This window comes from Streptomyces sp. NPDC058701 (genome assembly GCF_042715295.1).
Classification (GTDB): Bacteria; Actinomycetota; Actinomycetes; order Streptomycetales; family Streptomycetaceae; genus Streptomyces.
Genome location: NZ_JBHXSY010000006.1, coordinates 226,850 through 248,785 on the forward strand (window position 1 = coordinate 226,850; position 21,936 = coordinate 248,785).

At 71.5% G+C, this 21,936-nt stretch carries 20 protein-coding genes, 1 tRNA gene and 1 pseudogene; 14 read left to right on the plus strand and 8 right to left on the minus strand.

The features are described 5' to 3' along the window. Positions 1 to 107 precede the first annotated feature (107 nt). Positions 108 to 659: a peptidylprolyl isomerase gene (locus ACFWW8_RS08925; RefSeq protein ID WP_386525575.1), complete on the plus strand. Its 552-nt coding sequence runs from the start codon at positions 108 to 110 to the stop codon at positions 657 to 659. A 112-nt stretch (positions 660 to 771) separates the two neighbouring features. After that, positions 772 to 1,644 carry a rhomboid family intramembrane serine protease gene (locus ACFWW8_RS08930; RefSeq protein ID WP_386525578.1) on the plus strand — a complete coding sequence of 291 codons (873 nt, stop codon included), beginning with the start codon at positions 772 to 774 and terminating at the stop codon, positions 1,642 to 1,644. A 115-nt stretch (positions 1,645 to 1,759) separates the two neighbouring features. On the opposite strand, the gene crgA is transcribed toward ACFWW8_RS08930, so the two are convergent. Then, complete coding sequence (gene crgA, locus ACFWW8_RS08935) at positions 1,760 to 2,014, minus strand: cell division protein CrgA (protein ID WP_267726974.1); 255 nt, start codon at positions 2,012 to 2,014, stop codon at positions 1,760 to 1,762. A 91-nt stretch (positions 2,015 to 2,105) separates the two neighbouring features. Here crgA and ACFWW8_RS08940 point away from each other — a divergent pair, with 91 nt between their 5' ends. The 6 genes and pseudogenes from ACFWW8_RS08940 to ACFWW8_RS08965 all read left to right on the plus strand — a co-directional run bounded on the left by ACFWW8_RS08940 (position 2,106) and on the right by ACFWW8_RS08965 (position 6,169). Next, positions 2,106 to 2,879, plus strand: coding sequence for a DUF881 domain-containing protein (locus ACFWW8_RS08940; RefSeq protein WP_386525582.1), 774 nt, complete (start codon positions 2,106 to 2,108; stop codon positions 2,877 to 2,879). After that, the gene (locus ACFWW8_RS08945) at positions 2,851 to 3,639 is read left to right on the plus strand and encodes a class E sortase (RefSeq protein WP_386525585.1); all 789 of its coding nucleotides are present in this window, start codon (positions 2,851 to 2,853) and stop codon (positions 3,637 to 3,639) included. The genes ACFWW8_RS08940 and ACFWW8_RS08945 overlap by 29 nt, the downstream gene beginning before the upstream one ends. 65 nt (positions 3,640 to 3,704) lie before the next feature. After that, positions 3,705 to 3,905: a hypothetical protein gene (locus ACFWW8_RS08950; protein ID WP_386525785.1), complete on the plus strand. Its 201-nt coding sequence runs from the start codon at positions 3,705 to 3,707 to the stop codon at positions 3,903 to 3,905. Continuing rightward, a complete protein-coding gene (locus tag ACFWW8_RS08955; RefSeq protein ID WP_386525588.1) occupies positions 3,902 to 4,540 on the plus strand; it encodes an aminodeoxychorismate/anthranilate synthase component II in 639 nt (212 codons plus the stop codon). Before ACFWW8_RS08950 ends, ACFWW8_RS08955 begins: the two co-directional genes overlap by 4 nt. A gap of 140 nt (positions 4,541 to 4,680) precedes the next feature. Next, positions 4,681 to 5,361: pseudogene (locus ACFWW8_RS08960) on the plus strand (class E sortase); the annotation flags it as partial. A gap of 103 nt (positions 5,362 to 5,464) precedes the next feature. After that, positions 5,465 to 6,169 carry a class E sortase gene (locus ACFWW8_RS08965; RefSeq protein WP_386525764.1) on the plus strand — a complete coding sequence of 235 codons (705 nt, stop codon included), beginning with the start codon at positions 5,465 to 5,467 and terminating at the stop codon, positions 6,167 to 6,169. A gap of 264 nt (positions 6,170 to 6,433) precedes the next feature. Here ACFWW8_RS08965 and pknB read toward each other — a convergent pair whose 3' ends face one another. The 6 genes from pknB to ACFWW8_RS08995 all read right to left on the minus strand — a co-directional run bounded on the left by pknB (position 6,434) and on the right by ACFWW8_RS08995 (position 14,569). Then, the gene (gene pknB / locus ACFWW8_RS08970; protein WP_386525590.1) at positions 6,434 to 8,485 is read right to left on the minus strand and encodes a Stk1 family PASTA domain-containing Ser/Thr kinase; all 2,052 of its coding nucleotides are present in this window, start codon (positions 8,483 to 8,485) and stop codon (positions 6,434 to 6,436) included. A 215-nt stretch (positions 8,486 to 8,700) separates the two neighbouring features. Continuing rightward, positions 8,701 to 10,164: a peptidoglycan D,D-transpeptidase FtsI family protein gene (locus ACFWW8_RS08975; RefSeq protein WP_386525592.1), complete on the minus strand. Its 1,464-nt coding sequence runs from the start codon at positions 10,162 to 10,164 to the stop codon at positions 8,701 to 8,703. Next, a complete protein-coding gene (locus tag ACFWW8_RS08980; protein ID WP_386525594.1) occupies positions 10,161 to 11,585 on the minus strand; it encodes an FtsW/RodA/SpoVE family cell cycle protein in 1,425 nt (474 codons plus the stop codon). The genes ACFWW8_RS08975 and ACFWW8_RS08980 overlap by 4 nt, the downstream gene beginning before the upstream one ends. A 31-nt stretch (positions 11,586 to 11,616) precedes the next feature. Continuing rightward, positions 11,617 to 13,077 (minus strand): Stp1/IreP family PP2C-type Ser/Thr phosphatase, encoded by a 1,461-nt coding sequence (locus tag ACFWW8_RS08985; protein ID WP_386525597.1) that lies wholly within the window; start codon positions 13,075 to 13,077, stop codon positions 11,617 to 11,619. Positions 13,078 to 13,221: 144 nt separating this feature from the next. Further along, positions 13,222 to 13,725 (minus strand): FHA domain-containing protein, encoded by a 504-nt coding sequence (locus ACFWW8_RS08990; RefSeq protein ID WP_386525599.1) that lies wholly within the window; start codon positions 13,723 to 13,725, stop codon positions 13,222 to 13,224. 10 nt (positions 13,726 to 13,735) lie between these two features. After that, on the minus strand, positions 13,736 to 14,569 hold the full coding sequence (locus ACFWW8_RS08995; RefSeq protein ID WP_386525601.1) for an FhaA domain-containing protein: 834 nt from the start codon (positions 14,567 to 14,569) through the stop codon (positions 13,736 to 13,738). Between the two features lie 293 nt (positions 14,570 to 14,862). Here ACFWW8_RS08995 and ACFWW8_RS09000 point away from each other — a divergent pair. The 6 genes from ACFWW8_RS09000 to ACFWW8_RS09025 all read left to right on the plus strand — a co-directional run bounded on the left by ACFWW8_RS09000 (position 14,863) and on the right by ACFWW8_RS09025 (position 20,578). Then, positions 14,863 to 14,945 (plus strand) — tRNA-Leu (locus ACFWW8_RS09000). Positions 14,946 to 15,140: 195 nt separating this feature from the next. Continuing rightward, on the plus strand, positions 15,141 to 16,805 hold the full coding sequence (locus ACFWW8_RS09005) for a sensor histidine kinase (RefSeq protein ID WP_386525603.1): 1,665 nt from the start codon (positions 15,141 to 15,143) through the stop codon (positions 16,803 to 16,805). 8 nt (positions 16,806 to 16,813) lie between these two features. Next, positions 16,814 to 17,473, plus strand: a complete 660-nt coding sequence (locus ACFWW8_RS09010) for a response regulator (RefSeq protein ID WP_386525606.1) — start codon at positions 16,814 to 16,816, stop codon at positions 17,471 to 17,473. Positions 17,474 to 17,611: 138 nt separating this feature from the next. Further along, on the plus strand, positions 17,612 to 19,012 hold the full coding sequence (locus ACFWW8_RS09015) for a DUF2252 domain-containing protein (RefSeq protein WP_386525609.1): 1,401 nt from the start codon (positions 17,612 to 17,614) through the stop codon (positions 19,010 to 19,012). Positions 19,013 to 19,244: 232 nt separating this feature from the next. Continuing rightward, positions 19,245 to 20,096 carry a J domain-containing protein gene (locus ACFWW8_RS09020; RefSeq protein ID WP_386525767.1) on the plus strand — a complete coding sequence of 284 codons (852 nt, stop codon included), beginning with the start codon at positions 19,245 to 19,247 and terminating at the stop codon, positions 20,094 to 20,096. A gap of 137 nt (positions 20,097 to 20,233) precedes the next feature. Further along, complete coding sequence (locus ACFWW8_RS09025; RefSeq protein ID WP_386525612.1) at positions 20,234 to 20,578, plus strand: rhodanese-like domain-containing protein; 345 nt, start codon at positions 20,234 to 20,236, stop codon at positions 20,576 to 20,578. A gap of 92 nt (positions 20,579 to 20,670) precedes the next feature. On the opposite strand, the gene ACFWW8_RS09030 is transcribed toward ACFWW8_RS09025, so the two are convergent. Beyond that, on the minus strand, positions 20,671 to 21,819 hold the full coding sequence (locus ACFWW8_RS09030; RefSeq protein ID WP_386525769.1) for an acyl-CoA dehydrogenase family protein: 1,149 nt from the start codon (positions 21,817 to 21,819) through the stop codon (positions 20,671 to 20,673). Positions 21,820 to 21,936: the final 117 nt, after the last annotated feature.

The following is a 21,936-nucleotide window of genomic DNA, read 5'->3' on the forward strand; positions in this document are numbered from 1 at the left end:
ACGTCGACGGGCATGCGTGACAGGGCATACGGGGGAGGATTTTCTGTGCGGCGCAGCCCTCCGTGCGACTATCTGGACCGACAGTGATGACTAAGGAAGGCAGATCCGTGGCCGAGAAGCTCTACGCCACCCTGAAGACGACCCACGGCGACATCGAGATCGAGCTCCTGCCGAACTTCGCTCCGAAGACCGTCCGGAACTTCGTCGAGCTCGCCACGGGCGCCCGTGAGTGGACCCGGCCGACCGACGGACAGAAGACCACGGACCCGCTCTACGACGGCACCGTCTTCCACCGCGTCATCAGCGGCTTCATGATCCAGGGCGGCGACCCCCTCGGCAACGGCACCGGCGGCCCGGGCTATCAGTTCGCCGACGAGTTCCACCCCGACCTGACCTTCACCAAGCCCTACCTGCTCGCCATGGCCAACGCCGGCCCGGCCACCAACGGCTCGCAGTTCTTCGTCACCGTCGCCCCCACCGCGTGGCTGACGCGGAAGCACACCATCTTCGGCGAGGTCACGGACAAGGCCTCCCGGCAGGTCGTGGACGCCATCGCCGGCCTGGCCACCAATCCGCGGACCGAGCGTCCCCTGGAAGACGTGATCATCCAGTCGGTCGTCGTCGAGAAGCGCGGATCCGCCGCCCTGGACAAGCACTGACCGAGCGGGTCCTTCGCCGGCGGGGAACCTTTCCGCCCCGCCCGTCCGTCCTGGATACACGTACCGGACCGACGGGGCGCCCCCCGCGCCCCGCCGCCGACCGAGGGGACCGATGGACACGGACCGCCTGCCGGGTTGCTACCGCCACCCGGACCGCGACACGGGGATCAGCTGCACCCGCTGCGATCGCCCCATCTGCCCCGAGTGCATGATCAGTGCCTCGGTCGGCTTCCAGTGCCCGGAGTGCGTGCGGGAGGGTTCCGGCACCGGACACCGGCCCTCGGCCAACGCGCCGCGCACCATCGCCGGCGGGGTGGTCGCCTCGGACCCCCAGCTGGTCACGAAGGTCCTGATCGGCCTCAACGCCGCGGTGTTCCTCTTCTGTCTCGTCGTGCCGACGGCCGCCCGCCCGCTCGAGCTGCTCGGCCGGTACGCCGATTACTACGGGGCGCCGGCCCACGGCGTGTCCAGCGGCGAGTACTACCGGCTGATGACCTCGGTGTTCCTGCACGCCGAGTGGTGGCACGTCATCGGCAACATGGTCGGCCTGTGGGTGATCGGCGGCCCGCTGGAAGCGGCGCTGGGCCGCGCCCGCTATCTCGCCGTCTACCTGTTGTCCGGCCTGGGCGGCAGCGCCCTCGTCTATCTGCTGACCGAGCCGAACGTACCGACCATCGGCGCGTCCGGAGCCGTCTTCGGCCTGCTCGGCGCGACCGTCGTCCTGGCCCGGCGGCTGCGGTACGAGATGCGGCCGGTGCTCGTGATGGTCGGACTCATGCTGCTGCTGAGCTTCGTGTCGTTCGGCAGCCTGCGGGTGTCCTGGCAGGCCCATGTGGGCGGCCTGGTCACGGGGGCGCTGGTGGCCCTGGGGATGCTCCTGCCCGCCGCGGGCAGGAGCCGCACCCTCATCCAGTGGGGCACCTGTGCAGTGGTGTTCCTGCTGGCCGCGGCCGTCGTACTGATCCGGACGGCCGCACTCACCTGATCACACCGGCGTCAACTCTCCACAGGGTTATCCACAGATCTTCTGTCTTTTCCTCAGGTGTGGATGACGCTGTGGATAACTCATGGGGAGAGCTTCCCTCGGCGGTCGAGAGGTGCTACTTCCACTGTGTGGAAACGCCGAATCCCGCCGCGATGAACCCGAAACCGACCACGATGTTCCAGTTGCCCAGCGCCTCGACCGGCAGCTGGGTCTCGGTCACGTAGAAGACGACGATCCAGGCGAGTCCGATCAGGAAGAGGGCCAGCATGACCGGGGCGACCCAGCTGCGGTTCGTCAGCCTGATGGCCTGCGGCTGCCGCGCCGGCGGCGGCGTGTAGTCGTCCTTCTTGCGGATGCGTGACTTCGGCACGAGGGGCTCTCCTGTCGATGGGCTGGGGACCTTGCCTGCCCCGGGCGTCCGTTAGCGTAGTGGACCTGTGGCGTTGAAGGAGAAGGGTACGTTGAGCAATTCCGACGACTCCTCCGCGGGTCCCCGTCGCCGGGCCAGGCCGGTCCGGCTGCTGACGGCCGCGGTCTTCGCCCTGGCCGGTCTGATCTTCGTCACCAGCTTCAACACTTCCAAGGGTACGAACATCCGGACCGACGCCTCCCTCCTGAAGCTGTCGGACCTCATCCAGGAGCGCAGTCAGAACAACGCGGAGCTGGAACAGAGCACCGGAGCCGTCCGCAGCCGGGTGGACACCCTCGCCGAGCGCGACGACGGCAGGACCCGGGCGGAGGACGCCAGGATGGCCGCCCTGCGCAAAGCCTCCGGCACCGAGGAGCTCTCCGGCAAGGGCCTGACCGTCACGCTGAACGACGCCCCGCCGGGCGCCACCGCCCGCATCCCCAGCGTGCCCGAGCCGCAGCCCAACGACCTGGTGATCCACCAGCAGGACCTCCAGGCCGTGGTCAACGCCCTCTGGCAAGGCGGCGCCCAGGGCATCCAGGTCATGGACCAGCGGCTCATCTCCACCAGTGCGGTGCGCTGCGTGGGCAACACCCTGATCCTCCAGGGCCGCGTGTACTCGCCCCCGTACAAGATCTCGGCGGTCGGCGACCCGGGCGTGCTGCGCAAGGCCCTCGCGGCCTCCCCCGCCCTGCAGAACTACCAGCTGTACGTGAACGCGTACGGGCTGGGCTGGAAAGTGGACGAACACAAGGCGCTGACACTTCCCGGCTACTCCGGCACAGTGGACCTCCACTATGCGAAGCCGGTGGAACCGACGCCCTGAGCGGGTCAGCGCCGATGTCGTCCTGCGCCTGGTGGTCCGGACGCTCAGCGAGGTGTGCCTGACGGCGGGCACGCTGATCGTGCTGTTCACGGCCTACGTCCTGCTGTGGACCGGGGTCAAGGCCGACCGGGCCATGGACGGCGAGATGGCCCGGCTGCGCGGCGGCTGGGCGGCCGCCGGAGCCCCCGAGCGCACGCCCGCCTCCCCGCGCCCGTCCGGGACGCCCGCACAGCCGGAGCAGCCGGAGCAGCCGCCCGGCACCGCGAAGGAGCCGCTGCCCGCCGCGTACCCCGCCGGACGGCCCTTCGCCGAGATGACCATCCCGCGCTTCGGGCCGGACTGGAGGAAGCCCGTCCTGGAGGGGACCGGCACCGAGCTCCTCAAGAAGGGCCTCGGCCACTACGCCCGCACCGCCCGCCTCGGCGCGACCGGGAACTTCTCGGTCGCGGGGCACCGGCGCACGTACGGCGACCCCTTCAAGGACTTCCCCGCCCTGCGCCCCGGGGACGCCGTCATCCTCAAGGACGCGACGACGACGTACACCTACACGATCCGCGGCGGGCCCGTGCGCACGCTGCCGACCGACGTCGCCGTGGTCGACCCGGTACCCCGGAAGTCGCCCTTCACCGTCCCCGGCCGCTACCTGACGCTGACCACCTGCGACCCCGAGTGGGGCCACAGCCACCGGCTGGTCGTGTGGGCGGAACTGACCGGCACCCGGATGTCCCGACAGGTCGGATCCGGGGGTTTGCCGAGGTGACCCACCCCGCCGGGCCGCTGCCTTTAGGCTGTTCGCGTACCGCCCCCGCGGTGCGTGGAACGATCGTGGACGAAAAGGAATCAGACGGCATGTACGGCTGGATCTGGCGGCATCTGCCGGGAAACGCGTGGATGCGCGCGCTGATCTCGCTCGTACTGGCCCTCGCGGTGGTGTTCGTGCTGTTCCAGTACGTCTTCCCGTGGGCCGAGCCGCTCCTTCCGTTCAACGACGTGACGGTGGACGAGGGATCGGGAGCGACTCCGTGAGCGCGCGCATTCTGGTTGTCGACAACTACGACAGCTTTGTCTTCAACCTGGTCCAGTACCTCTACCAGCTCGGCGCCGAATGCGAGGTGCTGCGCAACGACGAGGTCGCGCTCTCGCACGCGCAGGACGGGTTCGACGGCGTCCTGCTGTCCCCCGGCCCCGGGACCCCCGAGGAGGCCGGAGTCTGCATCGACATGGTCCGGCACTGCGCGGACACCGGCGTCCCGGTCTTCGGCGTCTGCCTCGGGATGCAGTCGATGGCGGTCGCGTACGGCGGCGTCGTCGACCGCGCCCCGGAACTGCTGCACGGCAAGACCTCGCCCGTGGTCCACGAGGGCCTCGGGGTGTTCGAGGGGCTGCCGTCGCCCTTCACCGCGACCCGCTACCACTCGCTGGCCGCCGAGCCGCTGGCCCTCCCCGGCACGCTGGAGGTCACGGCGCGCACGGAGGACGGGATCATCATGGGCCTGCGTCACCGGGAGCACGACGTCGAGGGCGTGCAGTTCCATCCCGAGTCGGTGCTCACCGAGTGGGGGCACCGGATGCTCGCCAACTGGCTGGTGCGCTGCGGCGACGCCGGTGCCGTGGAGCGTTCGGTGGGGCTGGCCCCGGTGGTGGGCAAGGCCGTCGCGTGACCACGCTCGCGCCGTCCGCGCCCACCGAGGGCCGGGCCGCGCGACGCAGGGCCGCGCAGGAGGCGGCGAAGCGGGCCGCGAAGCAGACGCGGCGGCGCGGCGGACGGCGGCGCAGGCGGCCGGCGTCGGGCGGACCGCTGGTCGTCGCGAGCCGGCTGGGCGGCGAGCTGTTCATCACGCTGGGCCTGGTGATGCTGTTGTTCGTCGCCTACCAGCTCTGGTACACGAACCTCCTCGCGCATCGGACGGCGGACGGCGCGGCGGGCACGCTCCGGCAGACCTGGGAACGGGCGCCGGAGGCCGGGACCGGCGCCCCGCCGGTCTCGGCGTTCGAGCCGGGGCAGGGCTTCGCCATCCTGCACATCCCGAAGCTGGACGTGAAGGTCCCGGTGGCGGAGGGGATCAGCAAGCCGAAGGTGCTGGACCGCGGGATGGTCGGGCACTACGCCGAGGGCTCGCTCAAGACGGCGATGCCCGCGGACCCGCAGGGCAACTTCGCGGTGGCGGGCCACCGGAACACGCACGGCGAGCCGTTCCGCTACATCAACCGGCTGGTGCCGGGCGATCCCGTCGTGGTCGAGACGCGGGACGCCTACTACACGTACGAGATGACCTCCGCGCTGGCGCAGACGCCGCCGGCGAACGTCGCGGTGCTGAAGCCGGTGCCGGAGGGCTCGGGGTTCACCTCTCCCGGCCGGTACATCACGCTGACCACCTGCACCCCGGAGTTCACCAGCACCTACCGGATGATCGTATGGGGCAGGATGACCGGAGAACGCCCTCGCAGCGAGGGTCCGCCTCCCGCGTTGACCAGCTCGTAGCCGCCCGAAGGACGAATCAGCAGTGTCCCCTTCCCGCCACCGCCGCCGTCCTGCCGGCGCTGTCGCCCCGCCCGACGCCCTTTCCGCCGACGGCGGGCCCGCCGTGCGGCGCAGCGTCCTCGCCGGGTTCCTGAGCCTGCTGGGCGAGCTCCTGATCACGGTGGGCCTGGTGCTGGGCCTGTTCGTCGCGTACTCCCTGTGGTGGACGAACGTGCTTGCGGACCGGCAGGCGTCGGCGCGCGGCGACGCGGTCCGCCAGCAGTGGCTCGTCCCCTCCCCGTCCGCCTCTGAGCCCGCGAAGCCCGCGGAGCCGGGAGCCCTGGACACCGGGGGCGGGGTCGGCTTCCTGCACGTGCCGGCGATGAGGAACGGCGAGGTGCTGGTCAAGCGCGGCACCGCGCCTGACGTGCTGAACGACGGCGTGGCCGGGTACTACACCGAGCCGGTGAAGTCGGCGCTGCCGTGGGACGCGTCCGGGAACTTCTCGCTCGCCGCGCACCGGGACGGCCACGGGGCGAAGTTCCACCACATCGACAAGCTGAGGAACGGCGACGCGATCGTCTTCGAGACGCGCGACACCTGGTACGTCTACAAGGTCTTCGCGGAGCTGCGGCAGACCTCCAAGTACAACGTGGACGTGATCAGTCCGGTCCCGAGGGAGTCGGGTCGCACGGCCCCCGGCCGGTACATCACGCTGACGACCTGCACGCCCGTGTTCACCTCGAAGTACCGGTACGTCGTGTGGGGCGAGCTGGTCCGGACGGAGAAGGTGGACGCCGACCGCGGTCGCCCGGCGGAGCTGCGCTGAGGCCACCGGCGGCACGGCCGGCGGCGGTGCCCCGAGGACGACCCGAGGACGACCCGGGGGGACCCGCACCCGGGGCCGTCCTGGCGCCCCTGGAGACCCACCGGCCCCGTGGGCACGCGCCCGGGCCCGGTGGCCCCCCGAGCGGCCTCCACGGCCGCGTCACGGCCCGCAGCGAGGCCCGTACGACGAAGGTCCGGCCCCTCCCTCAGGAGGGGCCGGACCTTTCCGTGCCGGTGCCGCGCGCGCCGCGGCCCGCGCCCGGCGCTAGCGCCCGCCCAGACCGCCGATGAAGCCGCCGCCGCCGTTGTTGCCGTTGTTCCCGCCGTTGTTGTTCCCGCCGTCCTGCTGGCCCGGGAGGGTCCGGACGTTGACGGGCGTACCGCTGGGGAGCGTGGTGTTCGCCGGCGGATCGGAGACGATCACCGTCGCCTTGTCGTCCGTCGGGCCCGACAGCACGGAGCCGAAGACCAGGTTGGCCCGCTTGAGTTCGTCCTTGGCCTGGTCGACCGTCTTGCCGGCCAGGCTGGGCACCTGCGCCGTCGCCGCGGCCTTGGCGACGGTGATGTTGACCGTCTTGCCGATCTCGATCGGCTCGCCGGCCGCGAACTGCTGCGCGATGACCGTCTTCGGGGTGGCGCCGGGGGACTCGGTCTCCGTCGTGCTGCCGAGCTTGAGCTTGGCGGTGGTCAGGAGCCTGACCGCCTCTTCCCTCGACTTGCCCAGCAGGTCCGGGACCGTGGTCTTGGACTGCTCCTTCGCCACCGTCAGCGTGATGACGTCGTTCCTCTGGGCCTGGGTGCCGGCCTTGGGGTTCTGCTCCAGGACGATGCCGGGGGTGCTGTCGGACTCCTGGGTCTTGCGCTCGACCTGGAAGCCCTTGCCCTTGAGCGTCGTCTCCGCCACCTCGAACGGAACCCGCAGTACGTCGGGCACCGCCACCGCGGGCGCCCCCGAGGAGATCTTCACCTTGACGACGGAGTCCTTGTCGACCTTGGTGCCGGCCTCGGGGTTCTGCGAGCAGACGTTGCCCTTGGCCTGGCCCTCGCAGGGCTCGTCGGCTTCCTTCTCGACCTTGACCCCGGCGTTGACGCCGCTCCTCTGCGCCTGCTCCAGCGTCTGGCCGACGAGCTTGGGCACCGCGGGGCGGTTGTCGGCGCCGTCGCCCCAGAGGGAGCGGCCGATGAGGATCGCGCCGACGAGGACGAGGATGCCGGCCGCCACGAGGAGGATCGTGGACGCCTTGCTCTTCTTCTGGCGGCGGTGCGGGCCCTGGTCGTAGCCGCCCTGGTCGCCGTACCCGTACCCGCCGTCGCCCCCGCCGGGGGGCATGGGCGACATCATCGCGGTCTGCCCGTTCTCGGCGGTGCGCAGCGCGGTGGTGGGCTGGTCGTAGCCCTGGTGGCCGTAGCCGTAGCCGTGGCCCTGGTCGGGGTAGCCGTAGCCGGCCGCGCCCATGGAGGCGGTGGCGGCGACGGGCTGGCCGTCGAGGCAGGCCTCGATGTCCGCGCGCATCTCGTCGGCGGACTGGTAGCGGTAGTCGGGGTCCTTGACCAGCGCCTTCAACACGATCGCGTCCATCTCGGGCGTGATCTCGGAGTCGAAGTTGGACGGCGGCTGGGGCTCTTCCCGTACGTGCTGGTAGGCGACGGCCACAGGGGAGTCGCCGACGAACGGGGGCCGGACGCAGAGGAGTTCGTAGAGCAGGCAGCCGGCCGAGTACAGGTCGGAGCGGGCGTCGACCTGCTCGCCCTTGGCCTGCTCGGGCGAGAGGTACTGGGCCGTGCCGATGACCGCCGCGGTCTGCGTCATCGTCATGCCGGAGTCGCCCATGGCGCGCGCGATGCCGAAGTCCATGACCTTGACCTGGCCGGTGCGGGTCAGCATCACGTTGGCGGGCTTGATGTCGCGGTGCACGATGCCGGCGCGGTGCGAGTACTCCAGCGCCTGGAGGATGCCGATGCACATCTCCAGGGTGCGCTCGGGCAGCAGCTTGCGGCCGGAGTGCAGGAGCTCGCGCAGGGTGGACCCGTCGACGTACTCCATCACGATGTACGGGATCGAGATGTTGTCGACGTAGTCTTCGCCGGTGTCGTAGACGGCGACGATCGCCGGGTGGTTCAGGGACGCGGCCGATTGGGCCTCGCGCCGGAACCGGGCCTGGAAGGACGGGTCGCGGGCGAGGTCGGCACGCAGGGTCTTGACGGCGACGGTACGGCCGAGCCGGGTGTCGTGGGCGAGGTAGACCTCGGCCATCCCACCACGGCCGAGCACGTGGCTCAGCTCGTACCGGCCGCCGAGGCGCCGCGGCTCTTCCATAACGTTCCAGCCCTCTCCGTCAGTCCCGACCGCACCTGTGTGTGGTCCGGCGGTGTGCTGTTCGCGCAAAGGCTACCGGCCGATCGTCGGTGATCGGTTCGTGGCCACAGGCTGATACCGGACCGGTACCGTACGCTCGTATCCGTCCGGAACCAGTGACGCGGATCACCCCGTCGCCGCCCGCCGTTCGCGGTTCGTGCCCGGCTCGCACCGGCTCACCCCTGGCTCTTCAGCACGGCTTCCATCACGGCCTTCGCGACCGGGGCCGCGAGTCCGCCGCCGCTGATGTCCTCGCGGTCCGCGCCGCTGTCCTCGATGACGACGGCGACGGCGACGGGCGAGCTGCCGTCCGGGGCCTCGGCGTACGAGATGAACCAGGCGTACGGGCGCTTCTTGTTGCCCTCGCCGTGCTGGGCGGTACCGGTCTTGCCGCCGACCTTCGTGCCCTTGATCTTGGCCTGGGTGCCGGTGCCGGTCTCGACGACGTTGACCATCATCTCCTGCACCTTCTGCGCGTTGGCGGCGGAGAGGGGCCGGCTCATCTCCTGCGGCTCGTGCTTCTCGATGAGGTCGAGGTTGGGCGCGGTCAGCTGGTCCACCATGTACGGCTTCATCAGCTTGCCGTCGTTGGCGATGGCGGCGGTGACCATGGCCATCTGGAGCGGGGTGGCGGCGGTGTTGAACTGGCCGATGGAGCTCAGCGCGTTGCCGTCCGGGCTCATCTTCTTGTCGTAGACGCTGGCGAAGGCGCGGACCGGGATGTCGACCTTGTCGTTGTTGAAGCCGAACTTCTCCGCGGTCTCCACCATCTTGTCGCGGGTCACCTTGTTGCCGAGGTTCGCGAAGACGGAGTTGCAGGAGACGCGCAGGGCCTCGTTGAGCGGGGCCTTCTCGCAGCCGCTCGCGTGGTTGACCATCGGCGTCCTGGTGCCGGGCAGGATGTACGGCTCCGCGGTGTCCGTCGGCGCGTTGATGTCGGTGACGACACCGTGCTCCAGGGCGGCGGCGGCCGTGACGACCTTGAAGGTCGAGCCCGGCGGGTAGGTCTCGCGCAGGGCGCGGTTGACGAGGTTCTTGTCCTCGGCGTCCTTCAGCGAGACCCAGGCCTTCTCGTCGTCCTTGGAGTTGCCGGCGAAGCTCGACGGGTCGTACGAGGGCGTGGAGACCAGGGCCAGGATGGCGCCGGTGCGCGGGTCGATCGCGGCGACCGCGCCCTTGTTCTTGCCCAGCTTGGCGAAGGCGGCCCGCTGGGCGTCGGGGTTGAGCGTCGTGATGACGTTGCCGCCCTGCTTCTTCTCCCCGGTGAACATGCCGACCGTGCGGTCGAAGAAGAGCCGGTCGTCGTTGCCGGTGAGGATGCCGTCCTCGAGCGATTCGAGCTGGGTGGAGCCGAAGGCCTGCGAGGCGTAGCCCGTCACGGGGGCCCACAGGGGGCCCTCCTCGTAGGTCCGCTTGAACTCGAAGTCGCTGCCGTTCGTGGCGACCGAGCCGGTGATCGGCTTGCCCTTCACGATGATGTTGCCGCGCTCCGTCGCGTACTGGGCGATCTGGACCCGGCGGTTCTCCTTGCGCGTGCTGAGCTCCTCGGCCTGCACGTACTGCAGCCAGTTGGTTCGGATCAGCAGTGCGAGGACGAGCAGCCCGCAGAACAGCGAGATGCGGCGCAGGGGCTTGTTCATGACGGGCGGACCACCTGGGTCATCTCGGAGTCGGGGGACGGAGCGGGAGCCGGAGCAGGTCGGCGTGCGGTGTCGCTGATCCGGATGAGGATCCCGATGAGGGCCCAGTTGGCGAGGACGGAGGAGCCGCCGGAGGCGAGGAAGGGCATCGTCATGCCGGTGAGGGGGATGAGGCCCATGACCCCGCCGGCGACGACGAAGATCTGGATGGCGAAGGCGCCCGACAGTCCGATGGCGAAGAGCTTGCCGAAGGGGTCGCGGGCGGCGAGGGCGGTGCGGACGCCCCGCTCGATGATGAGCCCGTAGATCAGCAGGAACGCCATCACGCCGGCGAGTCCGAGCTCTTCTCCGACGGTGGAGAAGATGAAGTCGGAGTTCGCGGCGAAGAGGATCAGGTCGGAGTGGCCCTGGCCCAGGCCGGTGCCGAGGACGCCGCCGGAGCCGAAGCTCATCAGGGACTGGCCGACCTGCTCGCAGGCGCCCGAGGTGGCGTAGCAGGCGAAGGGGTCGAGCCAGGCGGTGACGCGGGCCTGGACGTGGCTGGCGAAGGAGGCGACGACGACGGCGCCGCCCACCGACATCAGCAGGCCGATGACGATCCAGCTGGTGCGCTCGGTGGCGACGTACAGCATGATCACGAACATGCCGAAGAAGAGCAGCGAGGTGCCGAGGTCGTTCTCGAAGATCAGGACGAGCAGGCTCATCGCCCAGATCATCAGGATCGGGCCGAGGTCGCGGCCGCGCGGCAGGTAGAGGCCCATGAAGCGGCGGCTGGCCAGCGCCAGGGCGTCGCGCTTCACCATCAGGTAGCCGGCGAAGAAGATCGCGATGACGATCTTCGCGAACTCGCCGGGCTGGATGGAGAACCCGCCGACGCTGATCCAGATCTTCGCGCCGAAGACGTCGGCGCCCAGGCCCGGGATGACGGGCAGGATCAGCAGGACCAGGGCGCCGGCCATCGAGATGTACGTGAACCGCTGCAGGACGCGGTGGTCCTTGAGCAGCAGCAGGACGGCGGCGAACAGGGCGATGCCGATGGCCGTGTAGAGCATCTGGTTGGGCGCGGAGGGGGAGAAGTTGCCGAAGGAGCGCTTCGCGAGGTTCTGCAGCCGCTCGGACTGGTCCAGGCGCCAGATGAAGACGAGGCCGAGTCCGTTGAGCAGGGTGGCCAGCGGCAGCAGCAGCGGGTCGGCGTACTTCGCGTAGCGGCGCACGACGAGGTGCGCGACCCCGGCGAGCGCGCCGAGGCCGAGGCCGTAGGCGAACATGCCGGGCGGCAGCGTGCCGTTGATCGCGAGACCCACGTTGGCGTAGGCGAACATCGGGATGACCACGGCGAATCCGAGCAGCATCAGCTCGGTGTTCCGCCGGCTCGGCAGCTCGATGGCGCCGATGGTGGTCGTGTTGGTGACAACGCTCATGGTGTGGCAGGCCCCCTGCGCCCGCGTGTGTCTACTGCTTTCCGCACAGGCCGACCAGCTGCTGCTCCGCGGGAGTCAGGCCGGCGGCGGGTGTCTGGTTCTGCGCCTCGGCGTTGCGGCGCTCTTCGTCCTTCTTGCAGGCGGACACCTGAAGACCGAGGTCGTCGATCTTCTCGCGCGCGCCGTCCAGGCTGCTCTCGCTGATGGTGGCCTGTACGAGCTTCAGCTTGAAGGGCGGGAGGTACTTCAGTTCGATGTCGGGTCGGTCGGTCTCCACCTCGGAGAGCCCGACCGGCCCGAGCTTCTGGCTGATGCCCTTGAAGAGCGCCACGTGGTCGCCCTTGACGCCGATGTAGTACTGGGTCTGCGTCCAGCGCCATCCGGCGTAGAGGCCGCCGCCGATGACTCCGGCGACGAGCAGCAGCATCAGCGTACGGGTGGTCCACTTGCGCCCTTTGCTGCGGCGCCTGCGGGGCTTGTCGTACGTGTCCTCGTACCCGGAGTCGGGGTCGTAGCCGTCGGCTTCGCCGAAGCTGCCGTACCCGCCGCCGCCCTGGCCGGGGTCCGCGTACCCGTAGCCGGGGGCGTCGCCGCTGCCGGGCGGGCCGAAGGAGCCGGCGGGCGGGGGGGCCTGGCGGCCGAGCCCGGAGGCGCGGCCGGCCGGGGTGTGCATGGCGTTGCCGCCGTCGAAGAGCTGGTGCTGGTTCTCGGCGACCGCGCCGACGACGACCGGGGTGTCGCTCACCTGGGCGGCGAGCGTGTCGCCGCTGTCGGTGTCGAGGACGTCGGCGACGATGCAGGTGATGTTGTCCGGACCGCCGCCGCGCAGCGCGAGCTGGATCAGGGACTGCACGGTCTCGCGGGGGCCGTGGTAGTCGGCGAGGGTCTCTTCCAGGGTCTGGTGGGAGACCACGCCGGACAGCCCGTCGGAGCAGATCAGGTAGCGGTCGCCGGCCCGGACCTCGCGGATGGAGAGGTCGGGTTCGACGATGTCGCCGCTGCCGAGCGCGCGCATCAGGAGGGAGCGCTGCGGGTGGGTCGTCGCCTCCTCCTCGGTGATGCGGCCCTCGTCGACGAGGCGCTGCACCCAGGTGTGGTCCTGGGTGATCTGGGTGAGGACGCCGTCGCGCAGCAGGTAGGCCCGGGAGTCGCCGACGTGGACGAGGCCGAGGCGCTGGCCGGTCCACAGGAGGGCGGTCAGGGTGGTGCCCATGCCCTCGAGCTGCGGGTCCTCCTCGACCATCGTGCGCAGTTGGTCGTTGGCCCGCTGCACGGCGGTGGAGAGCGAGGTGATGATGTCGGAGCCCGGGACGTCGTCGTCGAGCTGCACGAGGGTCGAGATCACCTCGGAGCTGGCGACCTCGCCGGCGGCCTGGCCGCCCATGCCGTCGGCGATCGCGAGGAGCCGGGGCCCGGCGTAGCCGGAGTCCTCGTTCCCCTCCCGGATCATGCCCTTGTGCGATCCGGCGGCGAACCGCAGGGACAGACTCATGCGCACCTGCCCTGTCGACGCTGCCTCCGGGTACAACCGGTCTCGAGCCACACTGCCCACCCTCCGGTCGGGAGCGCGCACGGGTCCGTTTCCCCGGTGGGACGGATCTCCGCGGCTCGCTCGCTCCGCTCGCTCATTCTCGTACTACTTCCGCAGCTCGATGACGGTCTTGCCGATGCGGATCGGGGCACCCGGCGGAATGGGCGTCGGGGTGGTCAGCCGGTTCCGGTCGAGATACGTGCCGTTGGTGGAGCCGAGGTCCTCGACGATCCACTGCCCGTCACGGTCCGGGTAGATCCTGGCATGACGGCTGGACGCGTAGTCGTCGTCCAGCACGATCGTCGAGTCGTGGGCGCGGCCCAGCGTGATCGTCTGGCCCGCGAGGGCCACCGTGGTGCCCGTGAGGGTGCCCTCGGAGACGACGAGTTTGGTCGGCGCACCGCGGCGCTGGCGCTGCTGGGGAGGGGTCGTCTGGCGGCCCCCCGCCTGCTGCTGGGCACCGGCAGCCGCGCCGCCGCGGCGGGAGCCGCGCTGCGTCACCCTCGTACCGAAGAGGTCGCTGCGGATGACCTGTACGGCCACGATGACGAACAGCCACAGAACGGCTAGGAAACCCAACCGCATGACCGTCAGGGTCAGCTCTGACATTGCCCCCGCTTCACCCTTCGGCTTGCCGGTAAATGATGGTGGTGCTGCCCACGACGATCCGCGAGCCGTCGCGGAGCGTAGCGCGGGTGGTGTGCTGCCCGTCCACCACGATGCCGTTGGTGGATCCGAGATCCTGGATCGTCGAGGGCGTTCCGGTCCGGATCTCACAGTGCCGGCGCGAGACGCCGGGGTCGTCGATCCGCACGTCGGCTTCCGTGCTTCGGCCGAGTACGAGCGTGGCGCGCGAGATCTGGTGGCGGGTGCCGTTGATCTCGATCCAGTGCCGTCGCGGGGCGCCCGGGGAGGACGCGGGCGCGGCGCCGCCGGGGGCGGGCCGACGCCCTGCGGCGCCGCCGGGAGGCGGGCCCGCGGGCATGGGCGGGGCGGCGACCGGGGGGTACCCGTAACCGCCCTGCTGCTGGTTCTGGGGCGCTGCCGGGCCGCCCTGGGGGGCCTGCGGCTGCGAGGTGCTGGAGGCGAGGGTGCGACTGCGGACCCGGTAGAGCCCGGTGTCGAGGTCGTCGGCCTTCTCCAGCTGGACCTTGATGGGGCCCATGAAGCTGTAGCGCTGCTGCTTGGCGTAGTCGCGGACCAGGCCCGCGAGCTCGTCGCCGAGCTGCCCCGAGTAGGGGCTCAGGCGGTCGTAGTCGCCGGTGCTGAGCTCCACGATGAAGTCGTTGGGGACGACGGTCCGCTCACGGTTCCAGATGGTGGCGTTGTTGTCGCACTCCCGCTGGAGGGCGCCGGCGATCTCGACGGGCTGGACCTCGGACTTGAAGACTTTGGCGAAGGTGCCGTTCACCAGACCTTCGAGTCGCTGCTCGAACCGCTTCAGGACTCCCATGGGGCACCTCCTCCGTCGTTGTCGCCCTGTACTGCTTACTGATCGTATCCACGCGTGGCGGATTCGGCTGGTTCCCCATCGGTCCTGTGTGCAGGAGTGTTGGTCCTCACAGGCGATCGTAGGGGCGTGCAAGGGACAGTGTCCCGCACCGGGGGCGGAGTGCGGGAGGGGCCGTCCCCGGCGGGGTGCCGGGGGCCGTGGAAAGGGATGTGAATCCACCCCGTTCCACGTGCTAATCTTTCGACGTCGCCAGGGGAACGGCCCGAAAGGGAAGATCCACTGGAGTGCTGCTCGGGCGAGTGGCGGAACGGCAGACGCGCTGGCTTCAGGTGCCAGTGTCCTTCGGGACGTGGGGGTTCAAATCCCCCCTCGCCCACATCGGCGGAACGGTCGTCATCGCGAAAGCGGTGGCGGCCGTTTCGTGTTTCCCGCCTCGTGCGGCTCCGCGGTCCTCTTCGTCTCCGCTTCCGCTCCTCCTGGTCCCCGGACACCAGACTTTCGTCGCGGGGGTCACGACGAAAGAGGGCGGCCGACGCGGTGGGCGGGTGTCTAGGGTCGTCGCGTGGATGTCATGGCGAAGACGCGTGCGGGCTGGGACCGGCTGAGGGGGCCAGAGCCCTGGACCCGGCGGATGCTGGCCGGTGACCTGGTCCTGGCCGGTGTGCTGGCCGTGCTGGGGCTGGGCGTCGAGGAGCTAGACAACGGCTCCGGGCGCCGGATGCTGGTGAGCGCCCTGGCCGTCGTGGTGCTGACGCTCCTGCGCCGGCGGTTCCCCGGCAGCGCCCTCGTGGTCGGATCGGCGGCGAGCAGCGTGCTGCCCGGGGTGTTCCTGGTCACGATTCCTCTGGGCTGGTCCGCGGGGCGCCGGATCGTCGGGGTGGGCCGGGCGCTGTCCGCCTTCACCCTCGCCTTCCTCGCCGCGACCGGATTCAGCCTGCTGTCCCAGTGGGACCAGATGCGGCCGCTGCTCGTGATCGTGTTCACGACGCTGATGTTCCTCGTGGCGACGGTGGTGCCGGGTCTGGCCAGCCGGTACTGGTCGCAGCGCCGGACGCTGCTGCGGGCCCTCCAGGAGCGCAACGGGCAGCTGCTGCGGGAACGGGCGATGGTCGCGGGCCAGGCGCGGCTGCGGGAGCGGCAGCGGATCGCGCAGGACATGCACGACAGCCTGGGCCACCAGCTGGCGCTGATCTCGGTGCACACCGGTGCGCTGGAGGTCGATCCGAAGCTGACGGACCGCCAGCGCGAGGCGGTGGGGGTGCTGCGGCAGGCCTCGGTGGCGGCGATGCACGAGCTGCGCGAGGTCGTCGGCATCATGCGCGACGGGGTGGAGGCCCCGGTGCCGGTGGAGGAGGCCCAGTCCCCGGCACGCGGCGTGGCCGGGATCGCGGGGGTCGTGGAGGCGGCGCGGGGTGCGGGGACGGACGTACGGCTGACGACGTCGGGGCAGCCGCGGGAGCTCGTCGCGGCCTGTGACCACGCGGCGTACCGGATCGTGCAGGAGGCGCTGACGAACGCGTACAAGCATGCTCCGGGGGCCTCGATCGCGGTGGAGCTGCGGTACGAGGACGACTCGCTGGTGGTGGAGATCGCCAACGGTGTCGCGACCGGTCCGGGGGTCGGCGAGGTCGTGTCGGGCGGGCAGGGGCTGACGGGGCTGCGCGAACGGGCCCGGCTGGTTGGCGGGATGGTGCACGCGGGTGCGGTCGAGGGCGGCGGCTTCCGGGTCGCGGGGGTGCTCCCGTACGGGGCCGGGGTGGCGGACGTGGCCGACGACTTCGGGCAGGGGGCCGTGGTGGGAGAACCGAAGGGCGACTCCCCGATGGACTGGGCGGCGGTGGACCGGGAGCTGGCCGTACGGGCCCGCAGCCGGTCCGGCGGCATAGCGCTGGGATGTGGGATCGCGTCCGCGGCCGTGGTGGTGCTGTTGGTGGCCCTGGTGGCCGGAGTGGTGATGCTGGGAGGGTCGGTGAGCAACGTGATGATCGACCGGAGCGAGTACGACGCCGTGCGGCTGGGCGAGCCGGAGCAGGCGGTCCGCGACCGGCTGCCGGACGGGGACAGCATCTTCACCGGGGGCATGGACCGGAAGGGGCCGCCGCGGCCGGAGGGGTCGAGCTGCCTGGTCCTGTTGTCGACGGAGGATGCGCCGGACCTGACCACCGACGTCGCGTTCCGGTTCTGCTTCCAGGACGGCAAGCTCATCGACAAACAGTCCTACCAGGTCAAGCAGTAGGAGTTCGGGTGACAGCCGAAGTGATCCGCGTGGTGATCGCGGACGACGAGCCGTTGATCCGGGCCGGGATCAGGATGATCCTGACCTCGGCTCCGGACATCGAGGTGGTGGCGGAGGCGTCGAACGGGCGCGAGGCCGTGGACCTGGCCCGCGCGCACGGGCCGGACGTGGTCCTGCTGGACATTCAGATGCCGGTGATGGACGGGCTGACCGCGCTGGGGGAGCTGAAACGGGCCGTTCCGACGGTGCGGGCACTGATCCTGACCACCTTCGGGGAGAAGGAGAACGTGCTGCGCGCCCTGTCCCAGGGCGGCGCGGGGTTCCTGCTGAAGGACTCGGCGCCGGGCGAGCTGATCGGGGCGGTGCGGGCGGCCGCGGCCGGGGACGCGTACCTCTCTCCGGGTGCGACGCGGCACGTGGTGGACCAGCTGTCCTCGGGGAGGGCGGCGGTGCGCGGCGAGGAGGCGCGCCGGCAGGTGGCGGAACTGAGCGAGCGGGAGCGCGGGGTGCTGGCGCTGCTCGGGGAGGGCCTGTCGAACGCGGACGCGGGCCGGCGGCTGCACATGAGCGAGGCCACGGTGAAGACGTACGTGAGCCGGATCCTGGCGAAGCTGGGGTGTGAGAACCGGGTGCAGGCGGCGCTGCTGGCGAGGGACGCCGGGCTGTAGGGCTGCCCCGAGGGGGCCGGCGGGGCCGGGCGGAAGCGACGAGGGCCGGCGCCGGGGTCCTCGGTGCTGGCCAGGATGCCGGGCTGTCGGTACGGTCAGCCCGTTCTGGCGATTGAGTGGACTGGTGGGGCGGCGCACATGACGGCGGCAGCGGGGCAGCGGATACCGCAGGTGGAGGGGTTCGCGCCGAGAGTGGTGGACGGATCGCCGAAGGAACACGGCAAGGCCCTGCGCGGACGCGTGCCGCGCTCGGCGCACGCCGTCTTCGAGGCGCCGGCGGACCGCCCGGACGCGGTGCGGGCGGTGGAGGAGTCCAACGCTGGCCGGGTCGCCGGGCTGACTCCGATCCGGGTGGGGCGGATGGCTGCGAACCCGTTCGCGTTCCTGCGCGGGGCGGCCGGGCTGATGGCGCACGACCTGTCCGGCGGCCCGGTCACCGGGGTCGGCGCGCAGATCTGCGGGGACGCGCACGCGGCGAACTTCGGGCTCTACGGGGACGTGCGCGGCCGTCTGGTCATCGACCTCAACGACTTCGACGAGACCGTCTTCGGCCCGTGGGAGTGGGACGTGAAGCGGCTGGCGACCTCGCTGGTGCTGGCCGGGCGGGTGGCCGGAGCCGACGAGGACACCTGCCGGGCGGCGGCGCGGGACACGGCGGGCGCCTACCGGCGGACCATGCGGCTGCTGGCGAAGCTGCCCGCCATGGACGCCTGGAACGCCATCGCGGACGAGGAGCTCGTCTCGCACGCCGACGCCCGGGATCTGCTGGGGACGCTGGAGCGGGTGTCGCAGAAGGCCCGCAACAACACCTCCGCCCGGTTCGCGGCGAAGTCGACCGCGGCCGCGGCGGACGGCAGCTGCCGCTTCGTGGACGCGCTGCCCGTGCTGCGCCGGGTCGGGGACGCGGAGGCGGCCGCGGTGGCGGCCTCGCTGGGCCCGTACCTGGAGACCCTGACGGGCGACCGGCTGCCGCTGCTGGCCCGGTACGCCATCCACGACGTGGCGTTCCGGGTCGTGGGCACCGGGAGCGTGGGTACGCGCTCGTACGTGGTGCTGCTCATGGACCACCGGGGCGAGCCGCTGGTGCTCCAGGTGAAGGAGGCGCGGCCCTCGGCCCTGCTGCCGTACCTGCCGGCCCTGGGCTTCCCCGCGCCCCCGCAGGAGCACGAGGGGCGCCGGGTGGTGGCCGGGCAGAAGCGGATGCAGGTGGTGTCGGACATCATGCTCGGCTGGACCACGGTGGAGGAGCGGCCCTTCCAGGTGCGGCAGTTCCGCAACCGCAAGGGCAGCGTGGACCCGACGGCGCTGACCGCGGAGGAGTTCGACGACTACGGGCGGATGACCGGGGCGCTGCTGGCGCGGGCGCACGCGCACAGCGTCGACCCCCGGCTGCTGGCCGGGTACTGCGGGAAGAACGAGGAGCTGGACGAGGCGGTGGCCGCCTTCGCGGTGGCCTACGCCGACCGGACCGAGGCGGACCACGCGGATTTGGTGGCGGCGGTACGGGCGGGACGGATCGCGGCGGAGACCGGGGTCTGACGGTCCGGGCCGGCGGGGCGGGCCGGCGGTCCGGGCCGGCGGGGTCGGTGCCGGGCCGGCGGGCGGGCTTCGGGGGCTGGGTCTTCGGGGGCGCGGCCGGCGGAGTCGGTGCCTCGCGCGGTGTGCCTCCTGCCGCGGGCGGTGTTTCACGTGAAACACCGCCCGGCCGGACGGGCCGTAGGCTGGCCGCGTGAGCGAGCAGACCGAACAGACCGAGCAGCCTGAGCAGCCCGTGCAGTCGGCCCCCGGCGGCCCCGGTGATTCCGGCGGCCCCGGTGACGCCGGCGGTTCCGGTGACTCCGGCGCGGAGCGTCCCGAGGCGCGGTTGGAGCGGGCCGTGCGCGCCGCCGAGCAGGCGCTGATCGAGTTCGAGATCGCGGTGGAGACCTTCCGCGTGGAGGTGGAGAACTTCTCCCGCCTGCACCACCAGAAGCTCGGGCCGATGTACTCGCGGCTCGACGAGCTGGACGCGCTCATCGCCGAGGCGAAGGCGGCCCGTAGCGGTGATCCCGACGACCTGCGGCGGGCCAAGGAGGCGCGCGCGCTGGTGATGCCGATGCCGGGCGTGGACGAGCTGTTCCACGACTGGATGGACTCCGACGGGATCTCCGACGACGCCGGCGCGATGCTCACCGACCGTCCGGTGCGGCCGCCGCAGCGGGTGCGCCCCTCGGAGGAGGTGCGCCGCCTGTATCGCGAGCTGGTCCGCCAGGCCCACCCGGACCTCGCCCAGGACGAGGCCGAGCGGGAGCGCCGGGACGCCTTCATCGCACGGGTGAACGCCGCGTACGGGCGGGGCGAGGAGCAGCAGCTGCGCGAGCTCGCCGAGGAGTGGGCGGCCGGTCCGGCGCCCGAGCAGGCGGTTCCGGGCGAGACCGAGGGGCTCTACGCCCGGCTGGAGTGGCTGTCGCGCCGCAAGGAGCTGCTGGCGCTGGTCGCCAAGGACCTGGAGGACAGTGCGATCGGGTCGATGCTCCGGATGGCGCCGGAGGACCCGGACCGGCTGCTGGAGGAGATCGCGGAGCAGCTGCTGGCGCGGGTGTCCGAGCGCGAGGCGGAACTGGCTGCCCTCGCCGCTCCCTGAGGGGTGCTGCGGCCCTCCCCCGCCCGCGGGGTACACGGCCCGGCCGCGGCAGGCCCTACGGGGTCCCGGCGGCAGCGGGCGCCAGCGGCGCGGTCCGATAGGTTGGACTCCCCATCTGCGATGAGAGAAGGCCACGCATGAACTTCGGACCGCTTCCCTCGGTGGACGCCGCCGCGGTGCCCTCCGAAGGCTTTGTCCTCGACGTCCGCGAGGACGACGAATGGGCGGCCGGCCACGTCGAGGGCGCGCTGCACATCCCGATGAGCGACTTCGTGAACCGCTTCGGCGAGCTCACGCAGGCCGCCCCGGACGGCGCCCGCGTGCACGTGATGTGCCGCGTGGGCGGGCGCTCCGCGCAGGTCACCCAGTACCTCGTCCGCCAGGGCATCGACGCCGTCAACATCGACGGCGGCATGCAGGCATGGGACGGGGCCGGGCGCCCGATGGTGACGGACAACGGGAACCCGCCCTTCGTGCTTTAGGACTCCGGGGCTCCAGGGCTCCAGGGCTCCGGCGCTCCAGGGCTTCGGGGCGGATCACGCGGCGCGGGCCGGGCGCCGGGCCGGACCCGGTGTCATGCGAGGGAGTGGGCGGCGAGCAGGTCGCCCAAGGCCTCCTCGTGCGCGGCGGCCGGGCCGAGCTGGAGCTCCAGCTGCTTGGCCCACGCGTGGTAGCGGTGCAGCGGGTAGTCGGTGTCGGCGCCGAACCCGCCGTGCAGGTGCTGTGCGGTCTGCACGACCCGGCGCACTCCCTCCGAGGCCCAGATCTTGGCGACCGCCACGTCACCGGAGCTCGGGAGCGGACCGCCGGCCCCGCCGGTCGCGGCGTCGAGGCGCCAGGCCGCCTGCCAGAGCGTGACCTCCATGGCGCGCAGGTCGATGTAGCGGTCGGCGGCCTGGACGGCGACGGCCTGGAAGGTGGCGACGGGGAAGCCGAACTGCTCGCGCTGGGCGGTGTACCGGCTGGTCATGGCGAGCACCCGCTCACCGAGGCCGAGCGCGAGGGCGCAGGTTCCGGTGGCGAGGAGCTGGCGGAGCCGTTCCCAGGCGCCGGGGGCTTCGATGAGGTGCGAGGCCGGCACCCGTACGCCGTCCAGGGTGAGTTCGGCGAGGCGCTCCCCGCTGGTGGAGGACTGCTCGGCCAGGGTCAGACCCTCGGTGACGCGGGGGACGAGCGCGAGGACGGCCTCTCCCCCTCCGGTGTGGGCCGGTACGGCGATCCAGTCGGCGCTCTGGGCCCAGGGGACGGCGGTCTGGACGCCCTCCAGGGTCCACCCGTCACCGTCACTGTCCCGGCGGGCGGTGACGGCGAGTTCGGCGGGGTCGTGGCCGGAGCGGCCGTGCGCGGCGGCGGTGAGGACGAGCGTTCCGTCCCCGGCGCCGGGCAGCAGCGCGGCGGTCAGCTCGGGCCCGCCGTGCGCCTGGACGGCCATGGCGGTGGCACAGTGCTCCAGCAGCGGTACGCGGGCCAGTACCCCGGCGGCCTCGCGGAGCACCAGGCACAGGGCGATGGCGTCGAGGCCGGCGCCGCCGTGTTCCTCGGCGAGGACCAGGCCGAGCAGGTCGGACGAGGCGAGCTTGGCCCACAGCGGCCGGTCGAAGTCCTGGGCGACGGCCCCGGGGGTGAGCGCGGGGCTCGGCACGCTGTCGGGCGCGACATCCGCGAACACGGCCTTCGCCGCCTCGACGGCGGCCTGTTGTTCCTCGGTGAAGGTGAAGTCCACTGCCTGTCCTCCCGCGCGCACCCGGTCCATCCTGTCCTGACGGTGCGTCAAGATAGAACAAGTTCTTGAAAATGCACAGCCTGGTGCCGGACCTGGGCGGAAGGGCGCGCGAGGACG

Excerpts from the sequence above, each read along its gene's own strand:
- pknB (WP_386525590.1), bottom strand. The coding sequence starts at position 8,485 with ATGGAAGAGCCGCGGCGCCTCGGCGGCCGGTACGAGCTGAGCCACGTG.
- ACFWW8_RS08985 (WP_386525597.1), bottom strand. The coding sequence starts at position 13,077 with ATGAGTCTGTCCCTGCGGTTCGCCGCCGGATCGCACAAGGGCATGATC.
- ACFWW8_RS09025 (WP_386525612.1), top strand. The coding sequence starts at position 20,234 with ATGAACTTCGGACCGCTTCCCTCGGTGGACGCCGCCGCGGTGCCCTCC.
- ACFWW8_RS09005 (WP_386525603.1), top strand. The coding sequence starts at position 15,141 with ATGGCGAAGACGCGTGCGGGCTGGGACCGGCTGAGGGGGCCAGAGCCC.
- ACFWW8_RS08930 (WP_386525578.1), top strand. The coding sequence starts at position 772 with ATGGACACGGACCGCCTGCCGGGTTGCTACCGCCACCCGGACCGCGAC.
- ACFWW8_RS08995 (WP_386525601.1), bottom strand. The coding sequence starts at position 14,569 with ATGGGAGTCCTGAAGCGGTTCGAGCAGCGACTCGAAGGTCTGGTGAAC.
- ACFWW8_RS08990 (WP_386525599.1), bottom strand. The coding sequence starts at position 13,725 with ATGTCAGAGCTGACCCTGACGGTCATGCGGTTGGGTTTCCTAGCCGTT.
- ACFWW8_RS09015 (WP_386525609.1), top strand. The coding sequence starts at position 17,612 with ATGACGGCGGCAGCGGGGCAGCGGATACCGCAGGTGGAGGGGTTCGCG.
- ACFWW8_RS08980 (WP_386525594.1), bottom strand. The coding sequence starts at position 11,585 with ATGAGCGTTGTCACCAACACGACCACCATCGGCGCCATCGAGCTGCCG.
- ACFWW8_RS08975 (WP_386525592.1), bottom strand. The coding sequence starts at position 10,164 with ATGAACAAGCCCCTGCGCCGCATCTCGCTGTTCTGCGGGCTGCTCGTC.
- ACFWW8_RS08945 (WP_386525585.1), top strand. The coding sequence starts at position 2,851 with ATGCGAAGCCGGTGGAACCGACGCCCTGAGCGGGTCAGCGCCGATGTC.